At 60.5% G+C, this 21,066-nt stretch carries 25 protein-coding genes; 16 read left to right on the forward strand and 9 right to left on the reverse strand.

The features are described 5' to 3' along the window. Nucleotides 1-25: 25 nt before the first annotated feature. Nucleotides 26-775: a 3-phosphoglycerate dehydrogenase gene (locus HY247_01595; protein QQG49034.1), complete on the reverse strand. Its 750-nt coding sequence runs from the start codon at nt 773-775 to the stop codon at nt 26-28. Nucleotides 776-972: 197 nt separating this feature from the next. After that, a complete protein-coding gene (locus tag HY247_01600; protein QQG49035.1) occupies nt 973-1,221 on the reverse strand; it encodes a DNA-directed RNA polymerase subunit K in 249 nt (82 codons plus the stop codon). A 145-nt stretch (nt 1,222-1,366) separates the two neighbouring features. On the opposite strand from HY247_01600, the gene HY247_01605 reads away from it, so the two are divergent. Next, a complete protein-coding gene (locus HY247_01605; protein QQG49036.1) occupies nt 1,367-1,774 on the forward strand; it encodes a hypothetical protein in 408 nt (135 codons plus the stop codon). A 24-nt stretch (nt 1,775-1,798) separates the two neighbouring features. Here the strand turns inward: HY247_01605 and HY247_01610 are convergent, their stop codons facing one another. Continuing rightward, nucleotides 1,799-2,140 (reverse strand): hypothetical protein, encoded by a 342-nt coding sequence (locus HY247_01610; protein ID QQG49037.1) that lies wholly within the window; start codon nt 2,138-2,140, stop codon nt 1,799-1,801. A 91-nt stretch (nt 2,141-2,231) separates the two neighbouring features. Between HY247_01610 and HY247_01615 the strand changes: the two genes are divergently transcribed. The 9 genes from HY247_01615 to HY247_01655 all read left to right on the forward strand — a co-directional run bounded on the left by HY247_01615 (nt 2,232) and on the right by HY247_01655 (nt 11,232). Next, on the forward strand, nt 2,232-3,986 hold the full coding sequence (locus HY247_01615; protein ID QQG49520.1) for an ATP-dependent DNA ligase: 1,755 nt from the start codon (nt 2,232-2,234) through the stop codon (nt 3,984-3,986). A 54-nt stretch (nt 3,987-4,040) separates the two neighbouring features. Next, nucleotides 4,041-5,378 carry a nodulation protein NfeD gene (locus HY247_01620; protein QQG49038.1) on the forward strand — a complete coding sequence of 446 codons (1,338 nt, stop codon included), beginning with the start codon at nt 4,041-4,043 and terminating at the stop codon, nt 5,376-5,378. An 11-nt stretch (nt 5,379-5,389) separates the two neighbouring features. After that, a complete protein-coding gene (locus tag HY247_01625; protein ID QQG49521.1) occupies nt 5,390-6,274 on the forward strand; it encodes an SPFH domain-containing protein in 885 nt (294 codons plus the stop codon). Nucleotides 6,275-6,357: 83 nt separating this feature from the next. Beyond that, nucleotides 6,358-7,011 (forward strand): DUF47 family protein, encoded by a 654-nt coding sequence (locus HY247_01630; GenBank protein ID QQG49039.1) that lies wholly within the window; start codon nt 6,358-6,360, stop codon nt 7,009-7,011. 20 nt (nt 7,012-7,031) lie between these two features. Then, complete coding sequence (endA, locus tag HY247_01635) at nt 7,032-7,571, forward strand: tRNA-intron lyase (GenBank protein QQG49522.1); 540 nt, start codon at nt 7,032-7,034, stop codon at nt 7,569-7,571. 6 nt (nt 7,572-7,577) lie between these two features. Then, entirely contained in the window at nt 7,578-8,393 is an 816-nt protein-coding gene (locus HY247_01640; protein QQG49040.1) for a tRNA (adenine-N1)-methyltransferase, read from the forward strand. A 24-nt stretch (nt 8,394-8,417) separates the two neighbouring features. Continuing rightward, entirely contained in the window at nt 8,418-9,047 is a 630-nt protein-coding gene (locus HY247_01645; protein ID QQG49041.1) for a hypothetical protein, read from the forward strand. A 132-nt stretch (nt 9,048-9,179) separates the two neighbouring features. Next, nucleotides 9,180-9,734, forward strand: coding sequence for a TMEM165/GDT1 family protein (locus HY247_01650; GenBank protein ID QQG49042.1), 555 nt, complete (start codon nt 9,180-9,182; stop codon nt 9,732-9,734). A 52-nt stretch (nt 9,735-9,786) separates the two neighbouring features. After that, nucleotides 9,787-11,232, forward strand: coding sequence for a proline--tRNA ligase (locus HY247_01655; protein ID QQG49043.1), 1,446 nt, complete (start codon nt 9,787-9,789; stop codon nt 11,230-11,232). Here the strand turns inward: HY247_01655 and HY247_01660 are convergent. Further along, on the reverse strand, nt 11,229-12,125 hold the full coding sequence (locus HY247_01660) for a hypothetical protein (protein QQG49044.1): 897 nt from the start codon (nt 12,123-12,125) through the stop codon (nt 11,229-11,231). The genes HY247_01655 and HY247_01660 overlap by 4 nt on opposite strands. 155 nt (nt 12,126-12,280) lie before the next feature. Between HY247_01660 and HY247_01665 the strand changes: the two genes are divergently transcribed. Next, a complete protein-coding gene (locus tag HY247_01665) occupies nt 12,281-12,556 on the forward strand; it encodes a 30S ribosomal protein S26e (protein QQG49045.1) in 276 nt (91 codons plus the stop codon). A 51-nt stretch (nt 12,557-12,607) separates the two neighbouring features. After that, nucleotides 12,608-12,913 (forward strand): PadR family transcriptional regulator, encoded by a 306-nt coding sequence (locus tag HY247_01670; GenBank protein QQG49046.1) that lies wholly within the window; start codon nt 12,608-12,610, stop codon nt 12,911-12,913. Here HY247_01670 and HY247_01675 read toward each other — a convergent pair. Continuing rightward, nucleotides 12,910-13,479 (reverse strand): CDP-alcohol phosphatidyltransferase family protein, encoded by a 570-nt coding sequence (locus HY247_01675; protein QQG49047.1) that lies wholly within the window; start codon nt 13,477-13,479, stop codon nt 12,910-12,912. The genes HY247_01670 and HY247_01675 overlap by 4 nt on opposite strands. Nucleotides 13,480-13,535: 56 nt before the next feature. Here HY247_01675 and HY247_01680 point away from each other — a divergent pair, with 56 nt between their 5' ends. Then, complete coding sequence (locus tag HY247_01680; GenBank protein QQG49048.1) at nt 13,536-13,739, forward strand: hypothetical protein; 204 nt, start codon at nt 13,536-13,538, stop codon at nt 13,737-13,739. 10 nt (nt 13,740-13,749) lie between these two features. Beyond that, nucleotides 13,750-15,447, forward strand: coding sequence for a threonine--tRNA ligase (thrS, locus tag HY247_01685; GenBank protein ID QQG49049.1), 1,698 nt, complete (start codon nt 13,750-13,752; stop codon nt 15,445-15,447). Here the strand turns inward: thrS and speB are convergent. After that, entirely contained in the window at nt 15,392-16,318 is a 927-nt protein-coding gene (speB, locus tag HY247_01690; GenBank protein QQG49050.1) for an agmatinase, read from the reverse strand. The genes thrS and speB overlap by 56 nt on opposite strands. Nucleotides 16,319-16,358: 40 nt before the next feature. Further along, complete coding sequence (locus tag HY247_01695) at nt 16,359-16,823, reverse strand: GyrI-like domain-containing protein (GenBank protein ID QQG49051.1); 465 nt, start codon at nt 16,821-16,823, stop codon at nt 16,359-16,361. 92 nt (nt 16,824-16,915) lie between these two features. Here HY247_01695 and HY247_01700 point away from each other — a divergent pair, with 92 nt between their 5' ends. Then, complete coding sequence (locus tag HY247_01700; protein QQG49052.1) at nt 16,916-17,482, forward strand: mechanosensitive ion channel; 567 nt, start codon at nt 16,916-16,918, stop codon at nt 17,480-17,482. Here HY247_01700 and HY247_01705 read toward each other — a convergent pair. Then, complete coding sequence (locus tag HY247_01705) at nt 17,479-19,944, reverse strand: DNA-directed DNA polymerase I (protein ID QQG49523.1); 2,466 nt, start codon at nt 19,942-19,944, stop codon at nt 17,479-17,481. The two genes, HY247_01700 and HY247_01705, sit on opposite strands and share 4 nt — an antisense overlap. A 175-nt stretch (nt 19,945-20,119) precedes the next feature. Between HY247_01705 and HY247_01710 the strand changes: the two genes are divergently transcribed. After that, entirely contained in the window at nt 20,120-20,491 is a 372-nt protein-coding gene (locus HY247_01710; protein ID QQG49053.1) for a hypothetical protein, read from the forward strand. Here the strand turns inward: HY247_01710 and HY247_01715 are convergent. Then, a complete protein-coding gene (locus HY247_01715) occupies nt 20,478-21,002 on the reverse strand; it encodes a hypothetical protein (protein QQG49054.1) in 525 nt (174 codons plus the stop codon). The two genes, HY247_01710 and HY247_01715, sit on opposite strands and share 14 nt — an antisense overlap. Nucleotides 21,003-21,066: the final 64 nt, after the last annotated feature.

The raw sequence follows: 21,066 nt of genomic DNA on the forward strand, positions 1-21,066 counted from the left end.
CCAGATATTTAATGGTATAGGGCTCTCACTCACTTTTTGGGGTGAAATACTCGGAACGGTCGACGAGGTGGTCAGCACTTCCTGTCTCCAAGTACCTGCGGACGTTCTGCGCCGCAGCGACCATCGGGACCTCCAGCGTCTCGCCCAAGGGCACCCCTGAAACGTGCCTCGTCCCCGAGAAATTCGGAAGCGCCCATGCTCCCGTCTCGAACGACTCTCTCCCTCCGCGCTTCCAGAACACGTCGGTCGCGTAGCGGCTCTCCGGGCGCTCCGAAAGCCATCTGACCAGCCCCGGCTCGGAGACGACCTCGCCCCTCCCGACGTTCACCACAACGACAGAGTCCTTTGTCGTCTTGAGCAGCTCGTATGTGATCAGGCCTCTTGTCGTGGCCGTGAGTGGCAGCGTGATTACCACTCCGTCCGCTATTTGCAAGGCCTCCTTCAAGGACGAGAGCTGCAGCCTCTTGGCAAAGAGTTCCGGGCGAGCGAAGGACCTGGAAATTCCCGTGACCTCCATGTCGAGGGAACGGGACAGGCTGGCTACCTCCGAGCCTATCGCTCCGCAGCCAAGTACGAGGAGCGTCCCGCCTCGGAGCCTGCGCGGCACGACCTTCGCGTTCCTGACGTGCAGGCCCTTTGCCGCCCCGAGGACCAGCCCCCATGCGTGTTCGGCGACCGGCCCCGCAAAGGAGCCGGCGTTCGAGTGGATCCTGACCCCAGGCGGGATGGGCGCGAAGTCGATTCCGTCGACTCCTGCAGACATCGCCTGAATCATCCTGAGACCCTTTCATCCTCGGAATCAGGTTCTCTCCCATCCTGTTTGGCCAGGCCATCAAGACTTCACACTTCTCCAAGACCCCGTCGTCTGCATGCCCCTCGAAGACCTCGTAGGGACTAAGGACTTCCTTGGCTCGGGCAGCTAGGTGTCCAGTGACGAAGATTCCAACCCCGCCCATCCCAGAGCGTTCGCGCTTACTTCGAGAGGGCCTTTATGGGTATGTCTTGGATGATCCCGTTGGGAAGCGACCTTCTGATGGAGACCGGGAGCGCGTCCTCCTCCAGCTCCATGGTCGCTATCTGAATTGGCCCACCGTACTTGCCTTCTACTGTGACGAAGGGCGGCGCGCCCATGGCGATCTGAAGCGACCTTGCTCCCACGATCCTCGCCTTCTCGAACCTCGTGAGCTTTGGAGGTCCGATCTTTACCTCGAACCCTGCCATGGAAGGTTGCCTAGGCTTACGCGTAGTCTTAGCAGGTGCCATCAAATATCCCCAGAGAAGTGTTTCGCCCTTTCCGTTCGGCTGATAAGTCTTTGCGGCCCGGGGGGCAAAAGACGATAAGGAGGTCGCCTAGTGGGGTCGGCTCTTGGCATCTCCAGTCGCACCCGAGGCAGGTTCTGTCTCCAAGGTAGAGTGCCTCGTCAAGGTTCGCGGAGGCGCGGAAGCTAGGATCTCCTTGTACCGCCACCTGGCGCCGCTGACTGTCAATGCCCTCCTCAGGGCCCTCCCTCTCTATGGCAGGACCAGCATCCAGCCTGCGATGGTCTGTATTTTCACGGACCTGAGGGTCGGTGTGGAGAAGCCGCGGACGAAGTTCGCGAAAGGAGACGTTGCGCTCTTGGCCTCCGGTGGGCTGGTGTGCGTATTCCTGGGCGACGCCGCGAGCGAAAGACCGCTGAACCCGGTGGGGAAGGTCGAGGCGGGGATTGAGGTATTCGAGAGACTGAGGCTAGGCGACTCGCTCCAGATCAGCCAGGCTGAAGTGGCGCAGTGACTTCCGACTAGGCCGTTTCTCTTCTTACGCGACTGACCAGACAGCGTGACCGCTAAAGCCGCCTGCTTTCTTGAGGAGGCTCTTGCCCTCCAGGTCCTTCAGGACCATAGTCGCGATCGAGGAGTTCACGCCCAGGACCCGGGAGGTGGTGGAGATGGTCACAGCCTTGAGGGGCGTCAGGCTCTTGACCAAGTCCGCATCAGACATCTTTGGCATGAGGAAAGCCAGCTTCTTCTGCTGGGGGGGTCCTGACTTTTGCTCCTTGGCCTTCTTGCCCTTCGCCGGCGCGGCCTGTTCCTGAGCGCCGTCCTGCGAATCCTGGCTCTTCTCCATAGAAGCCAGAGACTTTTTCTTTACTCCGCCCATTTTCTATCTGAAGAGCGGCCTTCCGGGGGGAGATTAATGTCTTTCCCGACTTCTGGAAAGGGAGATTAGACCCGCAGGGTGGGAATTGGCGATGGACTACTCGGCAGTCGCTGAGTGCTACGAAAAGCTGGAGGCGACCTCTTCGAGGAACGACCTGACCTCCGTGCTCGCGTCGCTCTTCAAGTCGACCCCAACGGGGGACCTTAGAGTCCTGGTCTACCTGACCCAGGGCAAGCTCAGGCCCGACTACGATGGAGTGGAGCTGGGCCTGGCCGAAAAGCAGGCTCTGAAGGCGCTCTCAAAGGCGAGCGGCCTTCCGCCACAGCGGGTCTACCAGAGGTATGTGAAACTGGGCGACATCGGGGCAGCCGCCCAGGAGCTGATGGGGGAGAAGAAGCAGGGGACACTCTTTGCCCAGAAGCTCAGCCTGGCCAGGGTCCACGAGACTCTGATGAAGATTGCGTCCAGGTCCGGCCAAGGCTCTCAGGAAACGAAGCTCTCCCTTCTCGCCAGCCTCCTCCACGACTCCTCCCCGTTGGAATCCAGGTACATCATGAGGACTGTCACCGGCTCCCTCAGGCTCGGGGTAGCGGACTACACGGTCCTGGACGCAGCCTCGAAGGCCTTCTTGGGTGACAAGGCCGAGAGGCCGAGGGTAGAGAGAGCCTACAACGTTCATCCCGACCTCGGCTTCGTAGTGGAGACACTTGCAAAACTGGGTCTCGGGGGCCTCCGCAGGGTCGGGGTGGAGGTTGGGGTCCCCATCAGGCCGATGCTCGCGGAGAGGCTTGAGTCCGCGGCCGCCATCCTTGCCAAACTCCGGGGCAAAGAGGTCGCCGCAGAGTACAAACTGGACGGGGAGAGGCTCCAGATTCACAAAGCGGCGGGCAAAGTGACCCTCTTCTCCAGGAGGCTCGAAGTGATCTCCGGCCAGTATCCGGACGTCGAAGAGCTGGTCAAGGAGGGCGTGACGCCTCCAACCGCGATACTGGAGGCAGAGGTCGTCGCGATCGACCCTGACACGGGAGAGTACCTGCCCTTCCAGGAGTTGATGCACAGGAGGAGGAAGCACGGTGTGCAGCAGGCGATGGAGGACTACCCGGTCGCCCTGAACTTCTTCGACGTCCTCAAACTCGGTCCCCGCGACCTCACCTTGAAACCTTACTCAGAACGAAGGAAGCTTCTGAAGTCCGCTCTGAGAGAGACCCAGCGTATCCGCCTTGTACCCGCCATCAACACCTCCGAACCGGAGAAGATAGAGGCTTTCATGGAAGAGGCTATCCAGAACGGCTGCGAAGGCCTGGTGGTCAAGGACCCCTCATCCACCTATCGTGCGGGGGCACGTGAGTTCGCCTGGATAAAGCTCAAGCGCGAGTATCGCAGCGAACTGACGGACACCATCGACCTCCCGGTAATCGGGGCCTTCCACGGCAGAGGGCGCAGGGCAGGGACCTACGGGACCTACCTTCTAGGCGCGTACGACCCGGGCAGAGGAGTTTATTCGAGCGTTGCGAAGCTGGGGACCGGATTCTCCGACGAAGACCTGCAGACGATCCCAAAGATCCTGAAGCCCTTCGAAAGCCACGTCCGCCCCGCCAACGTGGAGTCAGGGGTCGTCCCGGACATCTGGTTCAGGCCTAAGATAGTGCTAGAGACGATCGCCTCTGAGCTGACTCTCTCGCCCGTTCACATCGCCGGCATGGGGAGGATAAGGCCTGGTGCTGGGCTCTCGCTAAGATTCCCAAAGTTCACCGGCAAGGTCAGGGACGACAAGCGCCCAGAGGACTCGACCAGCGTCGACGAGATCGTGTCGATGTATCGTGGTCAACTGAAGCGTGTTGGGTGACCATGTCAGGGCCAAGACTAATTACGTGGGCCCTGCGCGGAAGTCAGTCTCTCCTTGAAGAAGTCTGTCCTCATCCTCGCGATAGTCCTAGTCTCCCCTCTGATCCTCCAGTCCCTGCCGGCCCTGGCCCAGGACTGCTCGTCCAAGAGCGGGCATTACGTGGCGTCTTACAACGGCGACATCGACCCCGGGGCAGCTGACTTCCTGTCATCAAGCGTTGCGGGGGCGGAGGCGGCCTGCACCGCGGAGTTCGACCTGATCCTCACGACGAACGGGGGCGACGGGCAGAGCATGGAGACGATGATAGGGGCCATCGAGGGCTACCAGCAGTGGGGAGGCACCTTCGTGACCGTCGTAGCCCCCCAGGGCGCCTTCGCCTTCTCGGCCGGTTCCTACATAGCGGAGGCATCGACCAAGGTGTACATGGTCCCAGGGACCACGATCGGGAGCGCGACCCCGATAGTCTCCGGCATCCCGACGGGAGAGGAGAACTCGACCCTCAGGAAGGACATCAACGCCTTCGCCAGCTATATGGAGACCCTGACGGCAACGCACGGAAGGAACGAAACGGCTGCGGGCCTGATGGTAACTGAAGGGGCCTCTTACAAGTGTCAGACTGCGAACAACTGCGAGGCCAGGAGGCTCCACGTCATCGACGGAGTGGTCAACTCCACGTCTGTCCGCGATGCCCTCTCAAGCCTTGGCGTCTCGCCTACTACTCCTATCGAGACTCCGGGGGTGAGGTCAGTCCTCATCTCAGTCCTCAGCAATCCCAACGTCTCGAGCCTGCTCTTCCTCATAGGGGTCTTCTCTATCCTTGCTGATATCTACCACCCGACGATAGTCCTCTCGGTGGTCGGAGCGGTAATGATTGCCGTGGCCCTCTTCGGCCTCAGGGTCTTTGGTGCGTCGCCGCTTGCCATCCTCCTGATGGTCATCGGCGGCGCCTTCATCTTCCTGGAGGTAAAGACGCAGCACGGCATAAGCGCGGCCATGGGGGTCGTGATCTTCGTGGTCGGTTTCCTTCTCGTCTTCCAGTTACCTCCTGCTTCTGCGTCAAACCCGAGCCTCCCAGGAGTGACCTTCTCGGGCATCACGAACCTGACCTACGCCCTCATAGGGGGGCTGGGGGTCTTGATAGTTGTCGCCAGCCTCTATCTCCGTTCAATCAGGCAGGGCCTCTCAAAGTGGCCGAGGGTCAACGAGCCTTCTCAGGCCATCGGCAAGAAGGGAGTGATGAGGACGGGCTTGAAGGCCGGAGGCAAGGGGGTCGCCCTGGTGGGCTCCGAGGAGTGGAGCGTCACGGCCAGCGAAGACTTGAGGCTCGGAGACTCGATAAAGGTTAAAGAAGTAAAGGGCCTCGAGCTTGTAGTAGAGAAAGATCCTTCTTGACTCCCCTCGCAGTGGAAGCCCTCCAGTCGGTCGCTGACATCTCCTTCTACGTAGTGACCGCCCTGGTGGTCATACTGATTCTGGGAGTCATAGCTTCGACCGTCAAGGTCATCCGAGAGTACGAGCGGCTGGTCGTCTTCAGGCTAGGCCGCCTGAAGGGTGCCGCCGGTCCGGGCGTCGTGCTCATACTCCCCTTGGTGAACCGGGTCAACAAGATCGACCTCAGGGAGCGGTACCTGGAGGTCCCCCACCAGACTTGCATCACCAAGGACAATGCGCCTACAGACATCGACTTCCTCATCTACTACAAGGTGACCGAAGCGACCCAGAGCGTGGTCCAGGTCCAAAACTTCGAGGGGGCCTCGATCGGCATCGCGACGACCACGCTCAGAGCCGTCGTGGGAGACATCCCGCTGGACGAGCTGCTCGCCAAGAGGGAGCAGATCAACCAGGTCCTCCGCACCAAGCTCGACGAGGTGACCGAGAGATGGGGGATCAAAGTGACCAACGTGGAAATCAGAGAGATCCGTCCGCCGCAGGACGTCCAGGAAGCGATGGTCCGCCAGATGTCGGCCGAGAGGACAAGGAGGGCCACGGTCACCGAAGCGGACGGCAAGCGCGAAGCCTCGATACTAGTCGCGGAAGGGGAGAAGAAGTCCAACATCTTGAGGGCCGAGGGTGACAAACAGGCCTCCGTCCTCAGAGCAGAAGGATACGCGGGCGCACTGAACCAGATCTTCTCCGCGGCTAAGGGAATCGACTCGAAGACTATGGTCCTCCAGTACCTGGACACTCTGAAGGCCTTGGGCGCCAGCCCTTCGACCAAGTACATCTTCCCCCTCGAGTTCACCAGCCTGATCGCGCCTCTCAGGGACTACGCAAAGCAGGACAAGTAGCCGACCCGCCCGAACGAGGGTGCCCGAGAGAGGGCCCAGTCTTATAACCAGAACGAATCAAGCCGTGAGGCGAGACAGTTCTCATGTCAGGTCAAGAGGGGGAGACCCAGGCCAGGAGGCGCACCTTGGTTGTTCTCCAAGATGAAATGCGCCGAGTGCTCGACGCCACCAGGGTCCTCCTCGATGAGTATACTGCCCTCACGAAGGGAGACAAGCAGCAGGTGGGGTCTTCTCTTGAGAAGGTGAAGCAAGCTGAGGAGGACGTGGTGATGCTGCGGAGCGCGCTGATTCGCGAGCTCTCTCAGGTCGGAACTTTGCTGGTGAACCGCGAGGACGTGCTGAGGGCAGCCTTCTCGGTCGAGGACATCTTCGGCCACATCAACGGGGTCGCCTTCAAGATGTCCCAGATGTCCAGGGCGTCCGCCAAGAACAAGAAGTACAAGGAGGCCATAATGGAGCTGCTCGGCCTCCTGGTCGACGGGATCTCCAAGCTGAACGAGAGCGTCAGAGCTCTTTCGATCAACCCAGACCAGGCCTTCCAGATGGCGGCCCAGGTCCAGCAGATAGAGAGCTCGATTGACAACAACTACCGGGTGGCAATAGCGATGACCATGAAGACGGCGTCGAGCGTGAAAGAGCTGATAATCGTCAAGGAAGTCCTCGAGTCGATAGAGAACTGCGCGGACGCGATGCTCGACGCGTCGGACGCGAGCACAATCCTCGCACTAGGGTCGTAGCCTTGCCCAAGCAGAGGGCGGTGGGCAGGCTCTTCGAGAACAGGATTGTGGTCTGGGACATCGAGGCGTCCAGACGACTCTTCAAAGACGGCTACTACGGCAAGCCCCTGGGCATACCGAAGCCCAAAGACTTCGAGTTCGACGCCCCCCTCGTCCTCGACCTGATGGAGGGGTACTACCTTGTCACCAAGAAGGTGCTGGAGGTGGAGGACCAGGAGGGAAGGGACTTGACGGCGAAGCGGCTTCACGAAGTCTGCCAGACATCCTACTCTGACTTCGGGGAGAAGTTCCTCGTCTACCGGAAGCTTCGGGAGGCGGGCTATGTCGTCACGCCCGGGATCAAGTTCGGCTCCGACTTTGCGGTCTACGAACACGGCCCTGGGATCGACCACGCGCCCTACATCATCCAGGTGATGGGGCAGTCGTCAACGATGACCGCAACCTCCATGGTCCGCTCCGGTCGCCTGGCCACCACTGTCAGGAAGCAGTTCATCATCGCGATCCCCGACGAGGGGAAGAAGGCCGTCGACTACCTGAGGTACGACTGGTGGAGGGCGTGAGGCCGATTGGCCGAAGCGAAGCTGGAAGATGAGACCCTCATCAATGAGAACTCTCTGGTTCTCGTATTCAGGGACAGGCGGCGCCGGTGGCTCATCCGCCCCAAAGACACCCCCAAGCTCCACACCCACCTGGGGATACTTGACGTCGCGTCGCTGGTGGGGAAGCCCTTCGGGCTCAGGGTAGCCACCACTCTAGGTGACGAGCTGACCATCCTCAGGCCCACGATCGAGGATTTGATCATGAAGGCAGCCAGGAAGACCCAAGTCGTGTACCCTAAGGACCTGGGACTGATCGTTGTCAAGCTGGGAGTCAGGTCGGGCTCACACATAGTCGAGACCGGTACGGGGAGCGGTGCGACCACTGCGCTGATGGCTCACCTCGTAAGCCCGGGCGGCAAGGTGCACACCTACGACATCAACCCGGAGTTCCAAGAAGTTGCGAAGAGGAACCTTTCGCGCCTCGGGCTCTCCCAGTACGTCGACTTCAAGATCGCAGACTCGAGGTCCGGATTCGACGTAACTTCGATGGACGCGGGGGTCCTCGACGTGGGCGACCCGTGGGAGGTCGTGGCAAGCATGAGGCGGGCTCTCAAGCCCTCAGCTCCGATGGTGGCGATCACCCCGACCACGAATCAGGCCGAGAAACTGGTGGCCAAGATGAAGGAGGAAGGCTTCGTCGCGATCGAGACGATTGAGGTCCTCACCAGGTTCCTGGAGGCGCGCGTCGGCATGACCAGGCCTTCCAACATAATGGTCGGCCACACGGCATATCTCACCTTCGGACGGACGACAATCCTCCCTGATTCATCACAAGAGTTTTAAGGTCAGGAGGGTCGCGGCCCCCGAATGCTAAGCAGCAGGAGCTTTGCCGAAGACGCCTCTGCCCTCCTGTATTTATTCCCCTTTCTTGCCTCCGGTGTCTACGCCCTCGTCCTGTGGGTCCAGTCTGGGATCTCCGCGACCCTTCCGCCAGAAGTGTACCTCTCAGTAACCAGGGACCCCTACCTCTTCATTGCCGGAATCTCCGCGGTCCTTCTAGGCCTGTCCCTAGAGGTCAGGGCCGAGGCCCCGACGAACAGGAAGGGCAGGCTCGAGACCCTTGGAAACGAGCTTCAGGCGATGGCCGTGGCCAGCCTCTTCCTGTTGATTCTATCGGCCCTGTATGCCAACTCCCTGAACGTCTCGGGGGCCGCCTCCGACCTGCTGGTGGGAAGGTTCGGCCTCATCTTCCCGGCACTCTTGGTCCTTCTGAGCTATCTCGTTACCGCGAAGTTCGACTTCGGCCCGCTGAGGACGAGGAAGGGGCTGGGAGTGGTCGCGATGCTCCTCGTTCCGGCCGTCCTGTACGGAGTCGGGCGCCGCTCGCCTGCGGTCGGAGCTGCGGTTGCCTTGGTCCTCGGGGTTCTCGGCGTCCTGCTGTTCGTCGGCGACGGACTCCTAGGTCGCAAGTCTGAGCCCAAAGCGCAAGAAAAGTGATGAGCCACCACCTGATGGCTCTCGCCACAAGCGATTGACCAACGCAATCAAGATTCCCTCGCATGAGGAGGGGGCCGCCTGACGACGGACGCAGCGCTCGCCGCGTTCCTGACCATCGCATCGGCCCTCTTCGTGGCGGAGCTGACCGACAAGGACGCCCTCCTGATCTTGACCCTGGCCACGAAGACCAGGGCTGTGATCGTGTTTCTGGCCGGCGCTTCGGCTTTTGTGTTCACCACCTTCGTGAGCGTGGTGCTCGGTTCTGTCGTCAGCTCCCTGATCCCGATACTCTGGGTCAAGCTCGCAGGCGGGGTGGTGATGCTCGCGTTCGGCGTCCGCGAAGCCAAAGGGATCATAGGACAGAAGGCGATCGAAGAGGAGGAGAAGAGGCTCGAGAAGGTCAAAGACGGAGCGAGGGCCTTCTTGCAGATGTTCGCTGCCCTGGCCATCCTCGACCTGGCTGGAGACGCCACCATGATACTCACGGTGGTCTTGGCGGCCCAGTACGCCGACAAGCTATTCATCTTTTCATCCATCTGCCTAGGGCTCATCGCGGCGACCGCATTCGAGACCGCCCTTGGCAATCGGCTCGGGAGGATGCTCACCCCCCGGAGGCTCAAGTACGCGGCCAGCGCCGTCTTCATCACCATAGGGGTCGTCATCATCGCGACGAGCATCTGGTACTGACGGCCGAGCGACCGCACCTTCTTTAATCCCGGCCAGTCGAAGCGTGCCTCAGATGTCCGAAGCCAGCAAGGAGGGCATGTCGGCCAAGAAGGGCGAGAACTTTGACGAGTGGTACACCCAGCTCATCCTAAGGTCTGAAATCGCCGACTACGGCCCAGTCTCTGGCTGCATGGTCCTCCGCCCCTCCGGGTACGCAATCTGGGAGAGTATCCAGAGGGAGACCGACGTGGAGTTCAAGAAGTTCGGCGTGACCAACACCTACTTCCCCCTGTTCATCCCAGAGAGGCTCCTGAAGAAGGAGGCGGAGCATGTAGAGGGCTTCTCCCCCGAGGTCGCCTGGGTCACCCAGGCCGGAGACTCCGTGCTCGACGAGAGGCTGGCAATAAGGCCCACCTCGGAGACGGTGATGTACGAGGTCGCGTCCCGCTGGATCCGTTCGTGGCGGGACCTTCCACTCAAGATGAACCAGTGGAACAACGTGGTGCGCTGGGAGTTCAAGCATCCCACGCCATTCCTGAGGTCGAGGGAGTTCCTCTGGAACGAAGGCCACACGATCTACGCCACAGAGTCCGAGGCGGCGGCCGAGCGCGACGTGATACTGGGAATCTACAAGATGATAACGGAGGACTTCCTGGCTCTTCCCGGCCTCATCGGCCGGAAGACCGACAACGAGAAGTTCCCTGGAGCCGAGGCGAGCTACAGCATCGAACACCTGCTCCCAGACGGCAAGGCGATCCAGGGGCCAGACTTCCACTCCGACGGCCAGCGCTTCTCCAAGGCCTTCGACATCGCCTTCGTCGACAAGGACGAGCGGAAGCAGCACGCCTGGCAGAACACCTGGGCGATATCCACAAGAGAAGTGGGGGTCATGCTAGCTGTCCACGGGGACGACAAGGGTGCGGTCATTCCGCCCCGGCTCGCCTGGATCCAGGTGGTCGTGGTCCCCATAGTTAACGAAGAGACGAAGGCGGCGGTCCTCGAGGAGACCCGCAGGATTGCAAAGGTCCTCTCAGCGTCCTTCCGAGTACAGAACGACGAGCGGGACCACCTGACCCCCGGCAGGAAGTTCAACGAGTGGGAACTCAAGGGGGTCCCTCTCAGGGTAGAAGTGGGGCCAAGGGACCTCAAGGCCGGCCAGGCCGTACTAGTCAGACGAGACACGGGGTCCAAGAGGGCCGTCAAGGCCAAAGACCTTGCCGCAGAGGTGGGCAAGGACCTCGAAGGTATGCAGAGGGACCTCCTTGCCAAGGCCAGGAAGTGGCTCCAGGAGAACATAAGCCAGGCAGCCTCTCTGTCCGAACTGAAGTCGGTCATCGAGGCGAAGAGAGGCGTCGTCCAGGTCCCTTGGTGCGGGAAGGCATCTTGCGAGGCCAAGTTCAAGGAGGCGGCCGGAGGGAAGATCGTCAACTACCCGATCGACCAGAAGGCGACCGGGATGAAGTGCGCGTCTTGCAGCGAGGAGGCGACGGTGGTCGCCAACTACGCGCGGTCCTACTAGGCTGTCGCTACCGGGGTCGCAAGCGAGTACAGGCGCATGGCCTTCTCGTCTACGCTCATCGGGAGGTCGACCTTGGATAGGGCTATCATGTGCAGGGATAGGGAAGAAGCAGCTATCCCGAAGCAGGCGCTCCGAAGAAAGTCCCTCGTCTTGAGATACCACGACACGGTCGCACCGCTGAGTATGTCTCCTGCCCCCGTTGTGTCCACGACCTGCACCGATGGGACCTCAATCTCGTAGACCCGCGAGCCATCGAGCACGAAACAGGAATCGGCGCCTCTGGTCACGATCGCCTTCCGGAGCCCCGCGTCTCTCAGGCTCATCAGCGCCTCGCGAGGGGCAGAACGGCCCGTCAGCGCCTCAGCCTCCGCCATGTCCATCTTGACGGCGTCCACCGAGGAGAGGATCCCTGGCTCCTTCAGATGGGCCTGACGGACCGCCCCGCCCTTGTCGAACTCCCTAAGAAACCCCTGGGGGTCGAGGAAGGTGAAGCTCGACCTCTTCGATATCTCGGACAGTAGTGCGGGCGAGATCTCTCCCGCTACCGGACTGACCAGAGCCGCATCGAACCTCATGTCGGGAGGGAGCTGTGAGAGGGAGAGGTCCTCGCACCTGCTAAGAAGGGTGAGGGTCCTGCTCCCAGAGCTGTTCTCTATCCGGAACTTGGTCGTCGGCCTCGTGAGGCTCCTGTCTGCCCCCCTGAGGACAATCCCGTTCCTCATCAGCCACACGGCCTGCTCGTCCGGGAAGTCGTTGCCCACCCTGGTGAGGGCGACAACATCGTGCCCGAACCTCGAGCAGATCAGCCCGGCGTAGGAAGGAGGCCCGCCAACGGAGGTAATCATCCTGACCTGCAGTTGAATCGAGTCGATAGTCACGAAACCAGCGACCAAGACTCGCAAGACCCGCCGCTTCGGGATTGAACATCTTATGAGCCTTTTTCTACTCCGTCCGGCCTCGGAAAAGGCCGCCGACACTCCTCCCGTCCTCGACTTCTTCGCAGTATATGTTTAAAGAGGGTCTGAGAACCGAGAGTTTTGAAAGATACTTGTCCAAGAAGAGGAAGAGTCGGGGTCGTTCTAAGGGAGGGAAGGGGCGTAGCGACGTCATCTACTGCAGCAACTGCGGCGCCACAGTCCCCAGAGACAAGGCAAAGAAGGTCACAACCCGGCTGAATCTCGTCGAGCCATCACTAGCCAGGGAGCTCAGGGCGGCCGGAACCTACATTGCCGCTCCGACCACGACAAGGTACTACTGCATCTCGTGCAGCGTGCACTACGGGATAGTCAAGGTAAGGGCCAAGAGCGAACGGCGCTCCTGGTAGCCCGACGGTCCCTCGCAACCTTATTGCGCCTGCAAAGTAGGACTCGGCCCGTTGGCGCTCGAGCACCTTCGCTCCAGCCTTACCAAGGGAAACCTGTGGCTGTACATCCTCGCCGAACTCAAGCGCAGGGACCAGACGCCCGGAGAACTCAGGGCTGCGGTAGAGCGGGGGCATTCATTCTCGCCGGCGCCTATCACGTTCTACTCTGTAATCTACAAGCTCAGGCGCGAGGGCCTAGTGCGCAAGACCTCACAGGCATTCCGGTCGCCGTACTCGATTACCCCCAAGGGGAGGCAGGAGTTGGCGAAGGCTATCCAGGTCCTATCGGATACATCCACTGGACTCGAAGCTCACTAACGAAGCTGTGCATAAAGAGCGCGCGTGCGCTCAGCAGCGGTGGCGACCGCGATCACCAAGACTCCTACGACCCCCCAGTACACCAATCCTAGGAGCGACGCCCCAGCGAGGAGGATCAGCCTCTCGCTCCTTTCTCCTACCCCGACCCCCGAGAGGGAGACACCGAGGGCGTCCCCCTTCGCTCGGAGGTAGCTGACGATTAGACTCGCCGAAAGGGCCAGCAGTACAATGACCCCTGAAGCGAGCCCCGAATAGAGAATTCCCGCGTAGACGGCGACCTCAGCGACCCTGTCCAAGGTGGAGTCCATGAACGCCCCCCTCCTCGTCGATGTCCCCGTTACTCTTGCGACCGCCCCGTCGACGACGTCGAACAGTCCGGCTGCGAGGACCAGGAGCCCCCCCGAGGCCTGGCCCGAGTACCCTCCGACTGAATATCCTATTCCTGCCAGGACCGACAGCGATACTCCAAGGATCGTCCAGACCCATGGCGAGGGGGAGACGCGAGCGAAAGCTCGCCCAACGGCCAGCAGAATTGGGCCGGCCAGAGTTCTGAGTCGGTCCAACATTCGGAGTCGCTTCCGCGGCGGACATTATATATAGTGAGAAGGGCTCGGAACAACGATTGGGCAAGGTCGACAAAGGCGTGGGGTGCGGTGTCGTCGGTTGCAAGAATCCGGCCCAGCGTTCGATCAGCAGAAACGAGATAGGAGGCTCGGGGCTGACCGTGGGCGGCGACGGGAGGAGGGTCTACCTCTGCCACGACCACTATAAGGACTGGAAGAAGGCGACGAAGAAATCAAAGTCACTAGAACGGTCCCGCTGGTGAGATTCCTCTCTTGAAGATCCTCCAGATGCACGCAGACTTCATCGAGTACAAGCCGATCAAGAAGGAGATTAGGGACGCAGAGGAGGCAAAGACAGACGCGGTGAGGGAAGAAGAGGTCGTGGTCCTATTCACCGCGTTCGAACGCGGCGACACGCCCGAGCTGGCGGCAAAGGCCGTGAGAGATGCCAAGGAGTTCCTTTCCAAGCTTGGGGCCAAGCGCCTGATGATCTACCCGTTCGCGCACCTCTCCCAAGACCTGGCCAAGCCGGCAGACGCCCTGCCACTGCTCGAGACGATGGTTGGAGAGGCCAAGGCTCAGGGCATCGAGACCATGAGGTCCCCCTTCGGGTGGAACAAGGCGATGCAGATCAAGGTCAAGGGACACCCGCTCGCAGAGATGTCGCGCAGCTACTCCGAAGGTCAACCCACTGCCCAGCCGCGAACCCAGGAGCCCAAGCAGGCGCAGAGGGAGTCGGACCCGAGGTCGAGGCTCAAGAAGAGCGACTTTGGGAGTCTACCCGAGACAGACCACAGGGTCATCGGCGAAAGGCTTGACCTCTTCAGCTTCCAGGAGACATCGCCTGGCATGGTGTACTGGCACGACAAAGGCCTGAAGCTCTGGAGGGTCTTGGAAGAGATGATCAGGAAGGAGGAAACAAAGGCAGGCTACGTCGAGCTGAGCATGCCGCTGCTCGCGAATTCCGCGCTATGGAAGGTGAGCGGGCACTGGGACTTCTACAAGGAAAACATGTTCGTCACCTCTCTGGGAGGCGAAGAGTTCGCCCTGAAGCCCATGAACTGCCCCTCCACGATGTTATACTACAAGACCAGGAAGTGGTCGTTCAGGGACCTTCCTTTGAGGATCGCCTGCTTCGACGCTCTCCACAGGAACGAGTTGAGCGGGGTCGCCAGCGGCCTCTTCAGGGTCAAGATGCTGACTCAGGACGATGCGCACATCTTCGCGACCAGAGAAGGGGCCAGGGCGGTCATCGACGAGCTTCTCGACCTGATGCTGAGGCTCTACTCGATCTTCAAGTTCGACTTTGAGGTCGGAATCTCCACGATGCCGGACGACCATGCTGGGACCCTCGAAGAGTGGGACGAGGCCACTGAGGTCCTCAAGAGCGCGGTGACGTCGAAGGGTCTGAAGTATGCGATCAAGGAGAAGGACGGCACCTTCTACGCTCCCAAGATCGACGTTGACATCAAAGACTCGCTCGGTCGGAAGTGGCAGATAACCACGATTCAATTGGACCTCCAGCTTCCCCGAAGGTTCGGCCTCGTCCATACCGGGACCGACGGGAAGGAACACGAAACTGTGACGGTCCACAGGGCGATCTTCGGGTCGCTCGAGAGGTTCATTGGGATCCTCTTGGAGCACTACAAGGGCAAGCTCCCGGTCTGGCTCTCTCCCGTGCAGGCAACGGTCGTCCCCCTTTCTGACGAACACGTCGTCTATGCCAAGAAGATCCTATCCAAGCTCCTCGAAGACGGCGTCAGGGCGCAAGGGGACCTAGCCTCAGGGACCCTGAACTCGAAGGTGAGGAACTCACAGCTCCTCAAGATCCCCTACGTACTTGTCGTGGGCGCCAAGGAAGAAGCAGCGGGCACGGTGGCCGTGAGGTCCAGAGACGGGGAGCAGCGGTTTGGCGTCAAGCCGGAGGACTTCGTCGAAGAGGTCCGCGCGCTCTCCTCACGGTTCGAGTAAGCCTGCCTTGCCTCGTCGAAGCGAGGGCCACAAGCTCGTTCATGATTCTGCCCGCGACCGCCGCGGTTGCCCCATTATCGTAGGGTGGGCACACCTCCATGATGTCGAACCCGACCACCTCTAAGCCTCGAAGGGCGTGGACTAGCGCGAGCAGCTCTCTCGAGGTCAGTCCCCCAGCCTCGGGAGTCCCAGTCCCCGGGGCGAAAGCAGGGTCCAAGCCGTCTATGTCCACGCTGACGTAGACCTTCTGGAGTCCGGAGCTGAAAGCCTTCAACTTCTTCAGGCCTGCATCCGTCGCCGCCTCTGAAGGAGAGATCACGGCCCCGAGCTTCCCGGACAACCTCCACTCCTCCTTGGTGGCGGCCCTCCCTCCCACGTGAGCCACGGTGGTCGGGTCCCTCACTTCGGTCAGCCGCCTGAGATAGCAAGCATGCGAGAGCTTCGACCCCTCCCACTCGTCTCTCAGGTCGAAGTGGGCGTCGAAGACGACTAGCCCGGTGTCCTTGGTCGCGTTCCTGAAGGACCCATAGGTAAGAGAGTGCTCTCCTCCGAGCATGCAGAACTTCGAACCCTGGTCGAAGAGCTCCTTGGTGACCTTGGAGACAGCATCCACCATCTCCCCCGGGTCGTTGACCTTGGTCAGGTTCCCTGCGTCTCTGAGCGAGAGTTTCTCCACGTCCACGCCAAGGGCTTTGGAGTAAGCCTCGACGTTGAGAAACGCCTCCCTTATCGCGTTCGGACCGAACCTGGTCCCCGGTCTGTAGGAAGTTGTCCCATCGTAGGGAACCCCAAAGACTGTGAGCAGAGGCTCCTTCGGGTTCGGCTGCCCGACAAGCGGACCGACTGCCGAGAAGAGGTCCAGGTAGCTCAATCTCGTGGTCCCCATGTCAGTCCGGGTTCGCCAGGACGGCTCATTTCTTTGAGACCGGCTGCTGGATCAGGAATCCCGCTCCCGGGCCCTTAACGTCCGATATTGTCATGTAGTACTCTCTTGCTGGTCCGACGATCTGATATCCTGAGTTGAGAAGCCCCTCCAGGAACGGCCCGTAGGTCTTCGCAAACTCCTTCGGGTCACCCTGATGCCGGGTCTCCGCGACCAGGGCTTCCTTGAACTCCTTCATGATGTACTTACCCTCTCCCATAAATGCCTTCGACACTGGAATGCAGGCTTCGCTCCTCAGCTCATCTGGCTGAGTCTCCGTCGGATTGTCGTAATAGAGGCAGAAGGGATAGCCCGTCTGTTCGATCCCCTTCGTGTCGATCCAGGCTTTCAGGTCGCCCATCGCCGTCCCGATTCCGGAATATGGCCCCTTCATCTGCACGGAAGCGACGAGCATTCTCTGTGACTGCGTGTACTTCGGCTCCTGGTCCGACAATTTGTCTCGGAGGCCGGCCAGGCCTGGCTGATAAAAGCGTTGGATTGAATCGGAAACGTTTTTCCCGCATGCACATTCTTAGCCCCTCACTCATGTCGGCGTTCGACTATGCTATCGCCACCACAACGACCTCCACGACGACAGTGGCTGGAGGCCAGAGCCTCCTCTTTACCGCGGCCGAGGTATTGGCCGCCCTTGTCGCGATCTTCGTCTTTGGTACGCTCCTGACCCTGGTCCTGACCAGGGCGGCAAAGAAGGCGGGCGCGTCCAAGCCAGTGACCAGCTCGATCAGGCAGTGGCTGGCCGTGCTGATGATAGGCTCGGGCATCGCGGCCGTCGCCAGCCTTACCGGGATCTCTTCACAGTTCACGACCCTCACACTGTCGGGGATTGCAGGGCTCGCCTTCTCGCTTGCCCTGCAGAGCACCCTCTCCAACGTCATAGCCGGAATCCTGATGCTTCAGGAGGGGGTCCTGAGGCTGGGGGATGAGATCGAGTTCGGGGTCGTCAGGGGCGAGGTTGTGAAGATCTCTTTGCGGAGCACGTGGGTGAAGACCGACCTCGGAACTATCGCGGTCATTGGAAACAGCAACCTTGCCGCGGGCCCGATCATGAACCACACGGCCAGGGCTCGCCTGGAGAGGAAGCTCCAGGTCTAGCCTGACCAGAAGAGGTCCAGCGTAGTCGCGCCGAGCATCTCGTCGAAGCTGAAGTCCAGCGCGTCCAGCATCTGGTCGAACATCGAATGGGCATACTCGATGTACTTGTCGGCGTCTACGTCGTCCACGCGGGCGAGCTCCACCGGCCTCACGTATGGCGGGCTCCTGGTCTTCACATATTGGATGATCTCCCCCGCTTTGATCTCCCGACCCTTGTCTTCGAGCAGCTTCGCCGCCCTGACGTGCTGGGGCGTCGTCCCGTTGTACTTCTCCGTCGTCTTGCCCATCATCACGTTGAACGCCAGGTCCTCGACCGCGACCTTCTTCCCCTTCAAGTCCCCGATCATCTTCGTAAGGAGCTCGCGGATGTTCGCCCTTGCTCGTTCAAAGTCCTCAGTGGTCTTGACCCTGCTCAGGATTTCGAGCGCCTGGTAGAAGGTCCTCTTCAGGAACTCTGGGGTCTGCGATTTCTTTCCCGTCAGGCCCCTTATGTCCACCGTACCATCTGGGAGGACGCCGAAGTAGTTCTTCTTGCGACTGCTGAAGGCGACGTACCTGTAGACCTTGTCCAGGTCCAGCTCGACACCCAGCTCTCCGTCCGCCCACTTTGAAATCGTAGTTATCTGGTCTCTGGAGGGATTCTTCAGGAAGAGGCTGTCCGTATCCCCGTAGAGGACCTCTATCCCAAGCTCGGTGCTCTTCTGGATGGTCTTCGTAATCGCGTACCTCCCGAGGGCAGCGGTCGCCTCCGCGACTGGAAGGCAGTAGAACGCGAAGGTCTCAAAGCCCATCGCGCCGTAGGTCGCGTTGAGGAAGACCTTGAGGCCCTGAGTGACCACGTTGTAGAGCTCTCTCTCCTCCTTTGAGATCGACTGGTCCTTTGTCAGCGGTTTGTAGTGGCTCACTCGGAGGTCCCTCAGTGAGCCGGTCACCAGGCTGGTGATCCCCTTCCTCTTCCTGCAGACCCAGGATGAGGTGTCAGGGACCACGTTGGTCCTGCACTCTTCGTGGGGACAGTTCACAGTCTCATAGGAAAGGTTGTAGACCTTGATCAGGCTCGGGTACAGGCTCGCGAAGTCGAGCACCGAGACGTCGAAGTATATGCCCGGCTTCGGCTCGATCACGAGCCCGCCCTTGTACTTCTTCCCCTTGATCACGGCCTGAGACGAGGCGCCTCCCTTCTCAGAGAGCTCGTCCTGCCTTGGGATGAGGGCCCCGAGCCTCCTGTGCTCGAAGAAGAGCATGCTCCTGATCCAATTCGAGACCCCCAGCCTCGATACGTCGTTGATCGGCATCTTCCCTATCCTTGAGATGACCAGCAGCAGCTTCATCACCAGACCCCCTCCGGTCGAAGTCAGCTCGAAGGTGAGCTGGGAGTCGTTGAGGCAGTACTCGCCAAGCTTCGCAAGAGGAAGGTCTCCTATCTCGCCCTCGAATTCGACCTTGGACTTGTTGAGGAGGGACTCCGAGATTCCGTTCAGAGTGTGGTCCGAATACTTGTTGCTGAACGCGTAAACCTGTATGGACCTGTTCCTGAAGAACTGGTAGAGGTCTATGTGCACGCCGTGTTTCAGGGTGGAAGCCACCCTCTCCAGCTGGATCGGGTTCTCAGCTTCAGGGATGCCGATCTCCTCGGCCCTGTGCTTGAGGTACCTCAGGTCGAAGTCGTCCCCGTTGAAGGTAACCACGACCGGGTACTCCATGATCTTCCACATGACCGCCCTCAATAGAGAGCGCTCATCCTCGAAGACCTCCGCGGCGAAGGGCGCTCCCTTCAGACCTTCGGTGTCCTTCCCCGACCTAAGCAGATAGACGGTGCGCTCGGCCTCGTTGAAGAAAGAGACGGCAATCACCGGCTGTTTCGGGTTCTCGGGGTCGGGTAGGCGGCCGGCCTCGTTGGCCACTTCGATGTCGAGCGCGACCCTTTTGAACTCGGAGAGCGGCTCGCCGAGGAGCTCGGCCCACTCCTTCAGATAAGGGGCGAATTCGGGCGGGTTCCTCTGGAGGAGCTGCGCCAGCGACACGGCGACCCTCTCGGGCAGGTCCTTCCTAGCTGGTATCACCTTCCCGGCGGAGACCGTGTAGTAGGTCCCCATGCGCAGGCCCCTGTCGTACGCGAAGTTCTCGTAGTACTTGATGTCTGCCTCCCAAGCTTTGATGCGGTCGCGGATGCTGTCGTTGCCCCCTCCTATCGCCAGCGGGTCTGTGGTCACGATCTTCCTCAGGGTGACCTTCCTGTCGTTCAGGAGGTCCTCCCGCTCCTCGTCCAGTATCTCGACCACGTCCTTCCTCTTCGCGATTTCAGTCAGCTCCGACCTCTCGAGCCGGGTGTAGCAGTACGGCCTGTGACCGGTGTTGTCTTTCCAGTGCCAGAACCTGCCGGCCTCCTGGTCATAGAATTTGAGCACCGCAAGCCTGGAGTCGCCGTCGTAGAACGCGGATGCGAGAAGGGACTCCTTCATCTCCTCGACAGGGGTCATCAGTTCGGAGAGCCTCTTCGCAGGGTCCCCTCGGTCCCCGGAGGAGATTGAACTCTGCAAGGTGTCTCCGACGGAGCGCAGACCGCAGATAAGGGTAACTGGGACTCCCGAGGGAAATCAGCACAGCTTATAACGACTTGAAGGGGCGCCTCAGCAGTTGCCCGACGTCATACAAATCATCAGGACCAATGCAGCGTATCTCTTCCTGGCGGCGGCAGTGGGATGGGTCGGGCTAGCGATCTATGCGAGCTCGGCGCTGATATCCTGGCCCGTGTTCACGATGGCGGTCGGCGGGATACTCTTGAGGGTGAGGCCCGGGGACAGGCTGACTTGGGCGTGGGCCGCGTCGTCCGCATTTCTTGGGTTCCTCGTCTCCTCGTACAAGGTCTACGCGTCGTCACAGCTGCTCTTTGGGCCGTTCTCGACAGTCTCCGCGGTCTCAGTGGGAGGGTTCGCTGTCTTCGCGCTGTACCATCTGGTCCTCCTCTACTCGGGGACCGCCACGGGTAAGGCCTCTAAATCAGACTAGAGCTGCTGAGTCTCCGCATGAAGTAGACTGAATACCCGCTTATCACGAAGAGAGCAGAGAAGGCCCTAGTCGCGAAGACAAAGCTCCACGGGACCGGGTAGTTGCTGAACAGGGCGTCGGGGTTGGGAAAGTTGGATGTCAGCGCGGCTACGCTGTAGGTCGCCCCCCAAAGCATGAAGTTGTAGAGGATCTCGTAAGCTGATGAAAAGGCGACGACGAACCCTGTCATCTGGAGGAACGAGAGGACCCATCCCGGCCACCTGGATATCCTGGACTCCCAGAGCCTAAGCCCGGAGTAGAAGAGCGAGACGCATGCGACGCTGAAGTAGGTCACCGGCTGGGCGAAGTAGGGAGGGAAGGGCCAGTAGACGTCGACCAGGACCTGCCCCACGGCCAGGCTGGTCCCGAAATAGCCCAACGACTCGATGAGCCCGTAGGCCACCACGACGACGATGGAGAGGAAGGACGTCCAGGCGATCACGGAGAACATCAGCCTGGTGTTCCTGTCCATCGGCCCTCTGCGCGGCTCCTTGCATCTTTAAGGCTTGAACGAGTAGAAACCAGATATAGTATGG

The organism is archaeon (assembly GCA_016432545.1).
In the GTDB taxonomy this organism is placed as follows: domain Archaea; phylum Thermoproteota; class Nitrososphaeria; order Nitrososphaerales; family Gagatemarchaeaceae; genus UBA183.

Excerpts from the sequence above, each read along its gene's own strand:
- HY247_01700 (QQG49052.1), top strand. The coding sequence starts at position 16,916 with ATGTCGGCGTTCGACTATGCTATCGCCACCACAACGACCTCCACGACG.
- HY247_01610 (QQG49037.1), bottom strand. The coding sequence starts at position 2,140 with ATGGGCGGAGTAAAGAAAAAGTCTCTGGCTTCTATGGAGAAGAGCCAG.
- HY247_01655 (QQG49043.1), top strand. The coding sequence starts at position 9,787 with ATGTCCGAAGCCAGCAAGGAGGGCATGTCGGCCAAGAAGGGCGAGAAC.
- HY247_01715 (QQG49054.1), bottom strand. The coding sequence starts at position 21,002 with ATGGACAGGAACACCAGGCTGATGTTCTCCGTGATCGCCTGGACGTCC.
- HY247_01630 (QQG49039.1), top strand. The coding sequence starts at position 6,358 with ATGTCAGGTCAAGAGGGGGAGACCCAGGCCAGGAGGCGCACCTTGGTT.
- HY247_01615 (QQG49520.1), top strand. The coding sequence starts at position 2,232 with ATGGACTACTCGGCAGTCGCTGAGTGCTACGAAAAGCTGGAGGCGACC.
- HY247_01705 (QQG49523.1), bottom strand. The coding sequence starts at position 19,944 with ATGAAGGAGTCCCTTCTCGCATCCGCGTTCTACGACGGCGACTCCAGG.
- HY247_01600 (QQG49035.1), bottom strand. The coding sequence starts at position 1,221 with ATGGCAGGGTTCGAGGTAAAGATCGGACCTCCAAAGCTCACGAGGTTC.
- HY247_01595 (QQG49034.1), bottom strand. The coding sequence starts at position 775 with ATGATTCAGGCGATGTCTGCAGGAGTCGACGGAATCGACTTCGCGCCC.
- HY247_01675 (QQG49047.1), bottom strand. The coding sequence starts at position 13,479 with ATGTTGGACCGACTCAGAACTCTGGCCGGCCCAATTCTGCTGGCCGTT.
- HY247_01645 (QQG49041.1), top strand. The coding sequence starts at position 8,418 with ATGCTAAGCAGCAGGAGCTTTGCCGAAGACGCCTCTGCCCTCCTGTAT.